The organism is Streptosporangium album (assembly GCF_014203795.1).
GTDB classification, from domain to species: Bacteria; Actinomycetota; Actinomycetes; order Streptosporangiales; family Streptosporangiaceae; genus Streptosporangium; species Streptosporangium album.
In genome coordinates this window covers 2,112,228-2,124,991 of record NZ_JACHJU010000001.1, presented here as the reverse complement: position 1 = coordinate 2,124,991, position 12,764 = coordinate 2,112,228, and the positions used below count along the sequence as shown (strand labels likewise).

13 protein-coding genes, 1 tRNA gene and 1 pseudogene are annotated in these 12,764 nt (G+C 69.2%); 6 read left to right on the top strand and 9 right to left on the bottom strand.

Translation table 11 applies throughout. The features are described 5' to 3' along the window. Nucleotides 1-31 precede the first annotated feature (31 nt). The 4 genes from FHR32_RS09965 to FHR32_RS09950 all read right to left on the bottom strand — a co-directional run bounded on the left by FHR32_RS09965 (nt 32) and on the right by FHR32_RS09950 (nt 2,123). On the bottom strand, nt 32-805 hold the full coding sequence (locus tag FHR32_RS09965; protein ID WP_184756447.1) for an HARBI1 family protein: 774 nt from the start codon (nt 803-805) through the stop codon (nt 32-34). A 141-nt stretch (nt 806-946) separates the two neighbouring features. Next, on the bottom strand, nt 947-1,396 hold the full coding sequence (locus FHR32_RS09960) for a hypothetical protein (protein WP_184754049.1): 450 nt from the start codon (nt 1,394-1,396) through the stop codon (nt 947-949). After that, nucleotides 1,393-1,710 carry a PadR family transcriptional regulator gene (locus tag FHR32_RS09955; protein ID WP_184754048.1) on the bottom strand — a complete coding sequence of 106 codons (318 nt, stop codon included), beginning with the start codon at nt 1,708-1,710 and terminating at the stop codon, nt 1,393-1,395. Before FHR32_RS09955 ends, FHR32_RS09960 begins: the two co-directional genes overlap by 4 nt. Before the next feature lie 340 nt (nt 1,711-2,050). Continuing rightward, nucleotides 2,051-2,123 (bottom strand) — tRNA-Arg (locus tag FHR32_RS09950). 154 nt (nt 2,124-2,277) lie between these two features. Between FHR32_RS09950 and FHR32_RS09945 the strand changes: the two genes are divergently transcribed. Further along, on the top strand, nt 2,278-2,874 hold the full coding sequence (locus FHR32_RS09945; RefSeq protein WP_184754047.1) for a hypothetical protein: 597 nt from the start codon (nt 2,278-2,280) through the stop codon (nt 2,872-2,874). Between the two features lie 173 nt (nt 2,875-3,047). After that, nucleotides 3,048-4,112: a M15 family metallopeptidase gene (locus tag FHR32_RS09940; protein WP_184754046.1), complete on the top strand. Its 1,065-nt coding sequence runs from the start codon at nt 3,048-3,050 to the stop codon at nt 4,110-4,112. Nucleotides 4,113-4,178: 66 nt separating this feature from the next. Here the strand turns inward: FHR32_RS09940 and FHR32_RS09935 are convergent, their stop codons facing one another. Next, nucleotides 4,179-4,784, bottom strand: coding sequence for an RcpC/CpaB family pilus assembly protein (locus FHR32_RS09935; RefSeq protein WP_246466073.1), 606 nt, complete (start codon nt 4,782-4,784; stop codon nt 4,179-4,181). A 100-nt stretch (nt 4,785-4,884) separates the two neighbouring features. Continuing rightward, complete coding sequence (locus tag FHR32_RS09930) at nt 4,885-5,694, bottom strand: S-methyl-5'-thioadenosine phosphorylase (protein WP_184754044.1); 810 nt, start codon at nt 5,692-5,694, stop codon at nt 4,885-4,887. Between the two features lie 151 nt (nt 5,695-5,845). On the opposite strand from FHR32_RS09930, the gene FHR32_RS09925 reads away from it, so the two are divergent. Both FHR32_RS09925 and FHR32_RS46625 read left to right on the top strand, forming a co-directional pair. Next, nucleotides 5,846-7,909: an MFS transporter gene (locus FHR32_RS09925; RefSeq protein WP_184754043.1), complete on the top strand. Its 2,064-nt coding sequence runs from the start codon at nt 5,846-5,848 to the stop codon at nt 7,907-7,909. Between the two features lie 66 nt (nt 7,910-7,975). Then, complete coding sequence (locus FHR32_RS46625) at nt 7,976-8,203, top strand: hypothetical protein (protein WP_312882672.1); 228 nt, start codon at nt 7,976-7,978, stop codon at nt 8,201-8,203. Nucleotides 8,204-8,265: 62 nt separating this feature from the next. On the opposite strand, the pseudogene FHR32_RS46620 reads toward FHR32_RS46625, so the two are convergent. From FHR32_RS46620 to FHR32_RS09910, 3 genes and pseudogenes are all read right to left on the bottom strand, one after another. Next, nucleotides 8,266-8,433, bottom strand: a pseudogene (locus tag FHR32_RS46620) (FmdB family zinc ribbon protein); the annotation flags it as partial. Nucleotides 8,434-8,467: 34 nt separating this feature from the next. Continuing rightward, the gene (locus FHR32_RS09915; RefSeq protein ID WP_184754041.1) at nt 8,468-9,973 is read right to left on the bottom strand and encodes a potassium/proton antiporter; all 1,506 of its coding nucleotides are present in this window, start codon (nt 9,971-9,973) and stop codon (nt 8,468-8,470) included. 50 nt (nt 9,974-10,023) lie between these two features. Next, nucleotides 10,024-10,605: a 5-formyltetrahydrofolate cyclo-ligase gene (locus tag FHR32_RS09910; protein ID WP_184754040.1), complete on the bottom strand. Its 582-nt coding sequence runs from the start codon at nt 10,603-10,605 to the stop codon at nt 10,024-10,026. A 25-nt stretch (nt 10,606-10,630) separates the two neighbouring features. Here FHR32_RS09910 and galU point away from each other — a divergent pair, with 25 nt between their 5' ends. Further along, nucleotides 10,631-11,530 (top strand): UTP--glucose-1-phosphate uridylyltransferase GalU, encoded by a 900-nt coding sequence (gene galU, locus FHR32_RS09905; protein WP_184754039.1) that lies wholly within the window; start codon nt 10,631-10,633, stop codon nt 11,528-11,530. A 14-nt stretch (nt 11,531-11,544) separates the two neighbouring features. After that, entirely contained in the window at nt 11,545-12,732 is a 1,188-nt protein-coding gene (glp, locus tag FHR32_RS09900) for a molybdotransferase-like divisome protein Glp (protein ID WP_184756446.1), read from the top strand. Nucleotides 12,733-12,764: the final 32 nt, after the last annotated feature.

Genomic DNA, 12,764 nt, shown 5'->3' with positions numbered 1-12,764 from the left:
CGTTCACGCTGGGTGACAGCTGCTTGTGAGCTTACTCCCGGTGGAAGAGGACGAGCGCCGCGGCGACGATACCGCCGATCTTCCAAGGGCACTTGCTGACGTTCCGCAGTGCCTTGAACCGCATCTTGAGCTGGGCGTTCGCTCGTTCGGCGAGGGCTCGGAGCGCACCGTGGACCTTGTTGTACTGGATCTGATCGTCGGTGAGTGTGCCACCCCGAGACCTCTTGTACGGCAGGCGAAACCCCATACCCGCATCGACGTAGCCGAGGTCGGCCAACGTGATCAGCCCGTCCTCGGCGGCCTTGGCCAGCGGGTCGAGGAGGCCGTGCAGGCGGGCACAGGTGAGATCGTGTTCACGGCCGGGCCGTACCTCGGAAGTCCACAGCGGGTCGCCGCCGGGGCTGGACAGGACCTGAATGTTGCCGCCGTGCTGCTTGTGTTTTCCACTCCACCACAGGTCGGCGCCGTTCGGGCCCAGGGCGCGGCAGCGGTCGGTTTCGATCAGCGTGCCATCCAGATGCAGGTGGGTGTAGCCGGCGGCCTTCGCCGCCGTGAGCGCCTCCTGTAGCGTCGGCGCCTGGGCCTTCAATACGGTGACCCCTTCTTCGACGTACCGATCGCAGGTCGCGTGCGAGATGGCGTTATCGGCGGCCGGCCGGGCGATCCGAGCGCCGTCCACCAGCCAGCGGATGATCAGAACGGCCTGCTTGAACTCGCCCAGCGCCCGAGTGCCCGCGCGGGTGCGGCGCCGTACCCGCTCGGCGCGCAACAGCCCGGCCAGAAACAGCACAACCTCGCGCGGCATGTCCAACTCGGCTGTGTAGGTGATACTGGAGGTCACGTGAAGCCCTTGTGTGCGGTGCGGTGGATCCTTCGACAAGACCCACCCCTACCAGGGGCTTCACGCTTTTCTCTACTTGATCACTCCCACGCCCGCCGTGATCGGCTACACACGGTCATCGACCGTTGCTGACAACGTCTCACTGATGAGGATGTGGACGTGGTCACCGTCGAGAGCGTCCGTTAAAGCGAGGTTGAGGGTGTGGGCTAAGTCGACGGCGTAATAAATGTCAAGGATGTCGGCGAAATTAAAGTCGGTGTCGAAGGCGCGGGCATGGTCGAGGGCAACGTTGAGGGCGTGGGTAAGATCGCGATCAAGCTCAAGGATGGCCTCATGATCAAAGTTAAGGCGGTTGAGCTGGAAGTCGCCTTCACGGACCAGGACGACGTTACGGATGAGGGCGTTAGCGTGGGCGAGAGCGTCATCGAGGTTACGAACGACGCTGAGGGCGACCTTGAGATCGCAGTCGATCTCGTGGGTGAGAACGCGGTCGCGGGCGAGAACGTGCTTAATGACGAGCTCGATGGAAGTTTCGATGGGGGGCTCGTTGTTCATGCGCCACCGCCGCCGAGCCTGTGACGCAAGCCGGGCAGCCGGTTGACCTTGGTGCGGGCTTGGGCCAGGGCGATGCGCGCGTGCTCGGCACCGTCTGGTGCGAACCGGTAGTACCGGCGGCGAGGACGGCCCTGCTCATGCGGATCTGCCTTCTCCCACCGCGATTCCAGCCAGCCGAAGCCTTCCAGGCGGGCGAGGATCGGGTGGATCGTACCGCTGGGTAAACCGGCGGCGGCGCAGATCTCCAAGCCGTACATTTCGCGGGCCGGATTGTCGAGCAGTGCTCGTAGCACGAGCTGAGTCGGCAAGGTCATCCGAGGAACGTTACCCATGCACTAACTCTACCTAGCCCTAGGTAGAGAGGAATCAAAGTGGAGATTCCTTGCCCGCCCCATCTCGGCGGGGTGTTACGGCTAAATAAGATTTGATCTCTCAAAGGTCAATCGATCATGAACAGCGTCGACGTGTGGAAGATCTTGAGAGTCCGAGGTGGTCTCGTCCGGCGTGACCTGGCAAAACGCTCGCAAGATCATCCCGTGAATAGACCGTGAACAGTGATCCAGGGCTGCGCTCGGTGGCCCACGGCTGCACGTGGCGGAAGCCGTACCAGGGAAGAACGCCCAGGTCAGACGGCAAACCACAAGGTCAACTAGGTGCCCCCGGCATGATTCGAACATGCGACACCCGCTTTAGGAGAGCGGTGCTCTATCCCCTGAGCTACGGAGGCAGGGACTACAGCTAAGAGTAGCGAAAACGGCGAGTGGATGTGCGGGTGGAGGGTGGGTGGTTGCCGAACGATGGGTCATCACTTCGCTGATCTGCGGTAAAGGGGAGACAAGTGGGCGGTCGTCTCGGGTCAAGGATGGCTAGCGTCGCCGTCCGTGAACGAACGGCGACGGAAGCGGATCCGGGGGCGTCGCGCGCTGCGGCCGCTGGTGCTGTGTGGGGCGATGCTGGCGCCTGCGCTTCTGGCAGGCGGCCTTCTGACGGCCGAGCTCGGTGGGTATGAGAAGGGCATGCGGGAGGCCGCCGCCATGGTGGGGCCCCGGGGAGGCGTCGTGATGCCGGCGGTGCTGCCGCCGGTCCGGGATACGGCGTTCGAGCCGAGGCTGGTGCCTCCCCCTTCATTGGGCCGGGCGTACGAGATCGTGGCGTCCCGGCGCGGGATGGACGTGCGCCGATCCACGGCGGACGCCGTCCCTGCGGATGCCCCCGGCATCGTGCGGAAAGCCCTGCCCCGGCTCTCCAGGACGCGGCCGTCCGGGACACGGGCGCAGACCCCTGGACCCTCTGAGACGCGAGCACGGATGCCCAGACTGTTCGGGATGCGGGCACAGGCGCCCAAGCTGTCCGAAATCTCGCGGGTGAGGCAGATGTCACCGAAGCATCTGCGGGCGCTCGGCTTCAGGTGCCCCCAGGAGTGGCGGGAGACCTGGTTGTGGAAGGTCTGCCGGGAGCGGGGGCGGAAGGAGAGCTGAGGGAGCGGATCGCCAAATGGGGTGTTCGACGCATATCGGCTGAGGGGAGTCTGGCCCGGAGACTCAGTGAGCTGTAGTAGCGTGCGTGCCTGACCCAGGTCACGAGTTCGCAAACGGAGGGGTCGAACGTGCCACCTCGTCGATCAGCGGGTCTGATCGCCGTTGTCGCGACCATGACTTCCCTTTTGCCGGGGGCCGCTGCCGCAGAGCGGGCGCCGATGGAGGTCCGGTCCGTCGCCGCCCCCGAGGCCGTGAGTCTCGCGGAGCTCCGCCGTGACCCCGTGAACCTCACCGAGCTGCGCCGTGAGGCGGAGAAGGCGTCCAAGGACCTTGAGGGAGCGACCAAGGCGCTGGAGCAACGGCGGGCCAACATCCAGGCCTCACAGAAGGCGCTCACGGCCAAGTTGCGCGAGCTACAGGTGGCGGACAAGGCTTTCGCCCAGGTACGGCAGCCGCTGTCGGACCTCGTCGGGCAGCTCTACCAGCAGTCCACGGGCAGCGACATGGCGGGCTTCCTCTCCGGCGAGGCCGACGGGGCGACCCTGCGGGCCATGGCCGACGTCTCCCAGCTCGTGGCCGAGCGAGACCAGTTTCTCCAGGACAGCAGCAAGCTGCAGGCCGAGCGTGAGCGGCTGGCCTCCGAGGCGCAGGAGCTGCGGGCGAGCAACCTGCTGTCGGAGGCGCAGATGGGCGCCGAGATCGAGACGCTCAGGGCGCGTTCGGACAAGATCGTGAAATCGCTGTCGCAGGCCCTGGTGAAGCTGGGGGTGAAGGTCGACAAGGGCGGTCAGCCCGCGGCGGGCTGCGCCCCGACCAAGGCGTTGTCGGCGAACGAGTTCGCCAACGGGCTGATCCCGAAGGCCTATCTCTGCCCGCTCCAGCAGCGGGGCAGGGAGCTGCGAGGAGACGCGGCGCTTGCGTTCATCAGCCTCAACGAGGCATACAGAAGGCAGTTCGGTGTCGCCATGTGCGTGACCGACAGCTACCGGAGCCTGGCCGAGCAGCAGTCGGTCTACTATCGCCGTCCGGGCTTCGCCGCCATCCCGGGCCGGAGCAACCACGGCCTGGGGCTCGCCGTCGACCTGTGCGGCGGTGTGGAGCGTTTCCGGTCATCCCAGTTCAACTGGCTGGAGACCAACGGCAAGAAGTTCGGCTGGTTCCATCCCAAGTGGGCCTACGTCAGCCCGTTCGAACCCTGGCACTGGGAGTATGACCCGAAGTTGGGCTCCCTGCTGTAGGCCGTGACCTCGCGGGGCGGCGCGGAGTGCGTCGGCCGGCGGACGGAAGGGTCCCGTCCCCGCCCGTCATCTCCCGCGAGGGTTGATCGTGATCGAAAGGTGTCCGCCCGCCTGAGCGGAGGCGAGTTTGACCGCCTGGTCAGAGGTGGTGGCCAGCACGATGAGCGCGCCCCTGTCCTGCTCCCCGTCCGGGGTGGTGAGGACCGTGACGTCTTCGGCCACGGTTCGGGCGGGGGCGGCGTCCTCCCAGGTGGAGGGGGCGGCGAGAACGTCCACGACGTCGCCGGGGGAGAGCAGTCGCGCGGTCTCCGGATCGGCGACGCGGACCGGGGTGGCGACCGTTCCCGGGCCGTGGGAGGCGAGCAGGCTGGGGCCGAGCAGCCGGGTGTCCGTCAGCGGTTCCCCGCGGCGCATGGGGCCGGCCAGGACCCTTCCGGCGACCGGTGTGCCGGGCCGCACGGCTCCGTCGGGCACTGTGTCGGGCCGTAGGGCGACCGCCTTCATGTCGGCGGTGTCCAGCACGCCGCTGGGGAGGTCGCGGGCCGCGGCGAGAACGGTGATCGACGCGGTGTCCGGTCGCAGGCCGATGAGGGCGCACACCGTCGCCAGAGCGGCGACGGCGGCGGCGATGACGCGATGACGGCGGCCGAGAAGACGGCGGAAGGCGCGCATGACTGACTCCATCGGGGAGAGCCGGGCGGCGCGGGGCCCGTGACGGGGTGCTCTGCCCGCAGTGCGGCGGGCAGAGCGGTGAAGGGACCTGCTCGGGGGGTTACTCGGGCAGGTCGAAGGGGAGTTTGAGGCCGTCCAGGGCGTTGCCGCAGGCGCAGGTGCGCTTCTCGGGCAGGGCGGTGACGACGTCGGTGATGAGGGAACGGATGCGGGTGATGTTGGTCCCGAAGAAGGCGAGGACCTCCTCGTGGGTGACTCCCTCGCCGGCCTCGACTCCGGCGTCGTGGTCGGTGACCAGCGAGAGCGAGGTGTAGCAGAGGGCCAGCTCACGGGCGAGGACGGCCTCGGGGAAGCCGGTCATGCCGACGATCGACCAGCCGTTGGCGGTGAACCAGCGGGACTCGGCGCGGGTGGAGAAGCGGGGACCTTCGATGACCACCAGGGTGCCGCCGTCGACCAGCTCCCACTGGGAGGATCGGGCGGTGGAGACGGCCGTCGCCCGGCCGGTCGGGCAGTAGGGGTCGGCGAAGGCGACGTGCACGACGCCGCCGTCGTCGTAGTAGGTCTGCACCCGGCCGGAGGTGCGGTCGACGAACTGGTCGGGGACGACCAGGGTGCCGGGGCCGAGCTCGGGGCGCAGGGAGCCGACGGCGCTGGGAGCCAGAACCTGGCGGACACCGAGGGAACGGAGAGCCCACAGGTTGGCGCGGTAGGGGATGCGATGAGGTGAGAAGCGGTGGTCGCGGCCGTGGCGGGGCAGGAACGCCACCGAGCGCGTCCCGATCCTGCCGATGGTGATGACGTCGCTGGGCGGGCCGTACGGGGTGGTGACCTCGACCTCCGTGGCGTCGTCGAGCAGGGAGTAGAAGCCCGAGCCGCCGATGACCCCGATGTCTGCGCGAGTGACCATGGCGCAGAGATTAGCGCCATGGGCGACCGGGTGAGGAGACCGGGCCCGCCCTGTGGACAACATGACCATGCCCTGTGGATAACTGAGCGCTTCGGGTGTGGCCACCTGGTCACGCTGGGTAGGAACCGCCGTACACCGATCGGGGGGTCGGATGAAGGCTCGGCAGCCTCCACGGCACACGCGACACACGCGGCACACGCGGCGCACAGGGCAGACGCGGCAGACGCGGCAGATGCGACAGGCACGGCGCACCGGGGGCCTGGGGATCATCATCGGCGCGCTCATGCTCGGCATGCTGCTCGCCGCGCTGGACCAGACGATCGTCTCGACCGCGCTGCCGACGATCGTCAGTGATCTGGGCGGGCTGAAGGAGCTGTCCTGGGCGGTCACCGCCTACATGCTCTCCTCGACGGTCTCCACGCCTCTGTGGGGGAAGCTCGGCGACCAGTACGGCAGGAAGAAGCTGTTCCAGGCTGCGATCGTCATCTTCCTGGCAGGTTCGGCGCTCTGCGGCCTGTCGCAGACCATGGGCGGGCTCATCGGCTTCCGCGCCCTGCAGGGGCTCGGCGGCGGTGGGCTCATGGTGCTCGCCCAGGCGATCGTCGGGGACATCGTGCCCGTCCGCGAGCGAGGGAGATACCAGGGGTTCTTCGGCGCCGTGTTCGCCGTCTCCAGCGTCGCGGGCCCGCTGCTCGGCGGCCTCTTCGTGGATCACCTGTCCTGGCACTGGGTCTTCTACGTCAACCTGCCGATCGGCGTCCTCGCGCTGGCCGTGATCTCCTCGGCGCTGCCGCCCGGCACGGAGCGCACCCACCACACCGTCGACTACCTCGGCATGGTCTTCCTCGGTGGCGCGGCGGCCTGCCTGGTGCTGATGACCACCTGGGGCGGGACCGCCTACTCCTGGGGCGATCCGGTCGTCGTCGGGCTGGGGGCCGCCTCCGCGGTGCTGCTGCTGCTCTGGTGGCAGGCGGAGAAACGGGCGAGGGAACCGGTGCTGCCGCCGCACCTGTTCAGGCTGAGGGCCTTCAACGTGGCCTCGCTGATCGGTTCCGTCGTGGGCTTCGCGATGTTCGGCTCGCTCACCTATCTGCCGCTGTTCCTCCAGGTCGTCCAGGGTGTTTCGCCCACGATGTCGGGGATCCATCTGCTGCCGATGATGGGTGGCCTGCTGGTGACCTCGATCGCGAGCGGTCAGATCATCACGCGCACCGGGAGATACAAGGTCTTCCCGATCGTCGGCACCGCGGTCGTGACGCTCGCCCTCCACCTGCTCTCGCGCGTCGGCCCGGACGTCTCCACCCTCCGGCTGAGCGTCTACCTGCTCGTGCTGGGCGTCGGCATCGGCCTGGTGATGCAGGTGCTGGTGATCGTGGTGCAGAACGCCGCCGGTTTCGAGGACCTCGGGGTGGCGACCTCGGGGGCCACCTTCTTCCGCCTGATCGGCGGCTCCTTCGGCGTCGCGATCGCCGGATCGATCTTCACCTCGCGGCTCGGCGACGACCTGGCGCGGCTCTCGCGGACGGTGAGCATCCCGCCGGGACTGGAGAGAACGGTCCAGTCGGACCCGACGGTCATCCGGGCGCTGCCGGGGGAGACCGCCGCGGCGTTCCTCGGAGCGTACGCCGACGCGATCTCCCACGTGTTCCTCTACAGCGCGCCGGTGGCCCTGGTCGCCTTCGCCGCGGCCTGGCTGCTGCCGGAGGTGCCCCTGCGGGAGACCACCAGGCCCGCCGACCCGGGCGAGTGCTACGGCGCCGCGCCCAGTGCGCGCTCCTCACTCGACGAGGTCGAGCGCGGGCTGTGGCGGCTGGCCGATGCGGACATGCGCAGGGACTACTACCGCCGCCTGGGTGACATGGCCGGTATGGATCTGCCTCCCGGCGCCGTGTGGCTGCTCGCGCGGCTGGGCACCCAGGGCCCGCAGGCGGGGGCCGAACTCGCCGGGAGAGCGGGGGTGACGCTCGAAAGGAGCCGGCCGTACGGGGATCTGCTGGTGGCGTGCGGCCTGGCCAGCAGGGATGACGACGGTGTCCTGGCACTCACCCCGGCCGGTGAACGGGCGGCCGCGCGGCTGGTCCTGGACGCCCGTGAGGGACTCGGGCGGCTGATCCGGGACTGGAATCCCGAGGAGAACCCCAAGCTCCGTGAGCTGCTGCGCAGGCTCTCTCACGAGCTGCTCGGCGCGGTGGCCGATCAGCCGCGGAACGGCTGAACCGCCCACTGTGGCGGCGGGACCTGCCGCAGGCCGGGCGGCTGAGGATGCCGCGGCGGCCTACCCGTGGGCTTCGGCGGTGTCGGGGCTGCGGACTCCGCCGACGGGGCGGACGGAGCTCAGGAGGCCGCGGCCGCCGGGCTGCTCGTGCTCTTCGACGGCGTCGAGTTCGTGGACTCCGTCGAAGAGCCGGAGGAGCCGGAAGCCGGCGAGGATGACGAGGACGACGCGTTGGCGGTGCTGCTGCTGGAGCTCACCGTGCTGGTGGAGGAGGACCGGCTGTCGGTCCGGTAGAAGCCCGAGCCCTTGAAGACGATGCCGACCGCGGAGAACACCTTGCGGAGCTCGCCGGCGCACTTCGGACACTCGGTGAGCGCATCGTCGGAGAACTTCTGGACGATGTCGAACTCGTTGCCGCATGCACTACAGGCGTACTGGTAGGTGGGCACGCGCTCCTCCTCGTTGGTCCGCGCCGATTGGCACTCTACTGACGCGACTGCTAATGGTACGCAGCCGACAGGCATAAACGCGAGTCGGAGCTGTCGCATTCCATGGGGATCAGGTGCCCCGCTCGCCGAACCAGCCGGCGAGTTTGCCCCTGCGGCTGATCGCCCGTATCCGTCTTTCAACCGTATCTCTGCAGGCCGCGGTGGCCACGACCAGGAGTTGGTCGTCGATTCTGATCCTCGTGGAGTCGGTGGGCACGAACGTCCGGCCGTCCCTGACGATCAGTGTGACCTGTGCGTCGGAGGGCAACCTCAGCTCGAAGATCTCCACCCCCTGCAACTTGGAGGTCGGCGGCACCTTGATCTGCAGCAGGTCGGCGTTGAGCTCCTCCAGCGGAGCCGACTCCACCTCCAGGTCACGGGCCTCGTCGGGGGTGGAGAGCCCGAGGAGCTTCGCCACGAAGGGCAGTGTCGGCCCCTGCAGCAGGGTGTAGACCACGACGATGACGAAGACCTCGTTGAACACGAGCTTGGCGGTGCCGTCGGCGACCGAGGTCGCGGCCCAGGGGATGGTGGCGAGCACGATGGGCACCGCCCCGCGCAGTCCCGCCCACGACAGGAACGCCTGTTCCCGCCAGTCGAGGCGATCGACCCCGGCCAGCCGTACCAGGAAGGCCGACACGACGATCGACAGCGGCCGGGCCACCAGGACCAGGATCAGCCCCGCCACCAGGCCCGGGACGATCGCCGACGGCATCTCCGACGGGCTGGCCAGGATGCCGAGCATGACGAACAGGCCGATCTGGGCCAGCCAGGCCACGCCCTCGGCGAATCCCCGGGAGGCGCCCCGGTGCGGCATCCGGGAGTTGCCCATCACCAGGGAGGCCAGGTAGACCGCCAGGAAGCCGCTGCCGTGCAGGAGCACGGCCCCGGCGTAGGCGACGAACGCCAGCGCGAGCACCGCGATCGGGTAGAGGCCGGAGACCGGCAGCGCGATGCGGCGCAGGGCGTAGACGCCCAGGGGGCCGACGGCCAGGCCGACGACCGCGCCCACCACCAGTTCGAAGACGACCAGCAGCAGAGCGTTTCCCAGGCTGGGCGAGGCGGCGGCGCTCAGCAGCATCACGGCGATGACGGTGGGGGCGTCGTTGAGACCGGACTCGGCCTCCAGGATGCCCGCCAGGCGCGGAGGCAGGGGGAGGCGGCGCAGGACGGAGAAGACGGCCGCGGCGTCGGTGGACGCGAGGATCGCGCCGAGCAGCAGGGAGGTCCGCCAGTCCATGTCGAGCAGGGCGTGCACCGGCACCGCGACGGCCGCGATGCTCACTCCGATGCCGACGGTGGCCAGCACCAGAGCGGTCGGGACCGAACGCCTGACATGGTTCCAGTTGGTGGTCAGGCCGCCCTCGGCGAGGATGATCGCCAGGGCGATCAGCCCCATCTGCTGGGCGAGCTCGGGGTTTTCGAACTGGAGTCCGAAGCCGGACTCACCGATGACCAGGCCGAAGCCCAGGAAGATGAGGAGGCTCGGCAGTCCGCTCCGATGGGCGACCCGCACCGCCAGGATGGACGCGATGACGATCCCGGCCCCCAGAAGTAGCCAGACGTCCCATCCCATCTGGCCCCCTCTCTAACTCCGGAGATCATTGTGTCGCATTCGAGCAGCTGTCAGGGACGCTCCGCGACGACGCGGGTGACCCCGCTCGGCAGGGCCGCGTAGCGGACCGGCAGGTCGTGAGGCTCGGCGGGAACACCTTCCCGCAGCTCGCCCTCGTGCAAGAGGGCGACCGTCGGCACGTTCGGGCCGACCCTCGCCAGCGCCCGGTCGTAGGAGCCGCCGCCCCGGCCGAGCCGTACTCCGGTGGACCGGTCGACCGCCAGCGCGGGCACGATCACCAGGGCCGCTGTCCTGATCGCGTCGACACCGCGCCGGGTGTCCACCGGCTCCATGATCCCGAAACGGCCCGGAGCGAGGGTGTCGGGTCCGTCGTAGACGGCCCAGTCGAGATCATGGTCGTCGCGGAGCACCGGGAGGATCACGGTGGCCCCGTGTTTCCAGAGCGCGAAGACGAGCCCGTGGGTCGCCGGCTCCGTACCGATCGACCAGTAGCACGCGACGAGACCGGCCATCTGGACCCAGGGCCGGTCCAGAAGCATCTCCCTCGTCCGCACGGAAGCCGAGTGCCGCTCGTCTTCTGGGATCGAGGCGCGTGCGGTCTCGATCTCCGCACGCAGCTTCAGCTTGTCCACAGATCCCTCCACTATTGTTTCAGTTATGGCCGACTTCCATCCTGTGACCAAAGCTGTCGTCCCCGCCGCGGGGTTGGGCACCCGATTCCTTCCGGCGACCAAGGCCACTCCCAAGGAGATGCTGCCGATCGTCGACAAGCCCGCGATCCAGTATGTCGTCGAGGAGGCCGTCTCCGCCGGTCTGCTCGACGTCCTGATGGTCACCGGAAAGAACAAGCGCTCCATCGAGGACCACTTCGACAGGGCGATCGAGCTTGAGGACGCCCTGGAGGCGAAGGGAGACGACGAGCGGCTCTCCCAGGTGCGCGAGCCCGCCGACCTGGCGACCCTGCACTATGTGCGCCAGGGCGAGCCGCGCGGTCTCGGCCACGCCGTGCTCTGCGCCAAGCAGCACGTGGGCGACCACCCGTTCGCCTGCCTGCTCGGCGACGACCTGATCGACTATCGCGACGAGCTCCTCAAGCGCATGATCGAGGTCCGCCGCACCCACGGCGGTAGCGTCATCGCGCTGATGGAGGTGCCCAAGGAGCAGGTCTCCCTGTACGGCTGCGCCGCGATCGAACCCACCTCCGAGGACGACGTGGTCCGGGTGACCGACCTGGTGGAGAAGCCCGCGGCCGAGGACGCTCCGTCCAACTGGGCCATCATCGGCCGCTACGTGATCGACCCGGCCGTGTTCGAGGTCCTGGAGAACACCCCTCCGGGCCGTGGCAACGAGATCCAGCTGACCGACGCGCTGCGCACCCTGGCCGGTCGCGGCGGCGACGAGGGCGGGCCGGTCCACGGCGTGTTGTTCCGCGGCCGCCGCTACGACACCGGCAACAAGCTCGACTACCTGCGCACGGTGGTGCAGTTCGCCGCGGACCGTGCCGACCTGGCGCCGGAGTTCATGCCCTGGCTGAAGGAATTCCTGGCCTCGCGATGAGCGCTACGAGCTCGATGCGATCGGTCGACGACCACCTGGCGGACATTCTGCGCACCGTGCGGGTGCTCGCCCCGCTGGAGCTCGACGTGGAGCAGGTGCTGGGCACCACCCTGGCCGAGGAGATCGTCTCTCCGGTCGCGCTGCCGCCGTTCGACAACTCGGCAATGGACGGCTACGCCGTACGGGCAAAGGACGTCGGCCGGGTCCCGGTGACGCTCCCGGTGCTCGGCGACGTCGCGGCCGGCGGCGGCGGGCGGTTCACCGTCGTCCCCGGCACGGTCACGCGGATCATGACCGGCGCCCCGATGCCCGAGGGCGCCGACGCCGTGGTCCCGGTCGAGTGGACCGACGGCGGCACGGAACAGGTCACGATCAACCGGCCGGTGCCGGAGGGGCACGCGATCCGCCGGGCCGGCGAGGACGTGGTCCCCGGTGAGGTCGTGCTGCCGACGGGCACCCTGATAGGACCGGCGCAGCTGGGTATCCTGGCCGGGGTCGGCCGCCGCCGGGTGCTGGTACGGCCCCGCCCGAGGGTCGTGGTGATCTCCACCGGAGCCGAGCTGGCCGAGCCGGGCACCCCCCTGGCCCCCGGCCAGATCTGGGAGTCCAACAGCTACACCCTGGTCGCCGCCGTCCGTGAGGCCGGGAGCGAGGGCTACCGGGCCGGAGTGGTGGCCGACGACGCCCGGCTCTTCCTCGACCAGCTCGACGCCCAGCTCCTGCGGGCCGACGTCGTGATCACCAGCGGTGGCGTCTCGATGGGCGCCTACGAACCGGTCAAGGAGGCGCTCGCCCCTCTCGGCACGGTCCGTTTCGACCGCGTCGCCATGCAGCCGGGCATGCCCCAGGGGTTCGGGGTGGTGGGCGAGGACCAGACCCCGATCTTCGCGCTGCCGGGCAACCCGGTGTCGTCCTTCGTGTCGTTCATGGTGTTCGTCCGGCCGGCGCTGCGGAAGATGCGTGGGCTGCCCGCCGGTCCCACCCCGACCGTGCGGGCCGTGACCACCTCCCCGCTCCGCTCGCCCGAGGGCAGGCGGTCATACCTGCGGGCGGTGCTGGCCGACGACGGCTCGGTGGCCCCCGTGCGGGGGCAGGGCTCGCACCAGCTCGCCGCCCTGGCCACCGCCAACGCCCTGATCGTGGTCCCCGAAGACGCCACGGAGCTGCCCGAGGGCGCGACCGTGGAGGTCATCCGGCTGTGAGCGGGCGAGCCCGGGACCGTCAATTTCGAGGG